Consider the following 223-nt stretch of genomic DNA (forward strand, 5'->3'; position numbering starts at 1 on the left):
CGGCAGGCCGAGAAGGTCTTCGAGGACGCTCGGGCCGCGCCGTGGCAGGAGATCTGCCGCGACCTCCTGGGCCGGCTGGAGCGTCCGGCTCGGGGCTCGGTCGCGGGCGATCTCACCGAGGCCGAGGGCCGGTTGGCCGCGATCGTCGCCCAGGGCGCGTCGAACCAGGAGGCCGCCGGGCAGTTGTTCGTGTCCGTCAAGACGGTGGAGTCGATGCTCAGTC

The 223-nt window shown here is 72.6% G+C and carries 1 protein-coding gene; it reads left to right on the forward strand.

The annotated features are described in order from the left end of the window. A partial coding sequence (locus tag GT354_RS52490) for a hypothetical protein (protein ID WP_202511606.1) occupies window positions 1–223 on the forward strand: 223 nt, incomplete at both ends.

The sequence above is a fragment of the Streptomyces sp. SID3343 genome, from assembly GCF_009865215.1.
Taxonomy (GTDB): domain Bacteria; phylum Actinomycetota; class Actinomycetes; order Streptomycetales; family Streptomycetaceae; genus Embleya.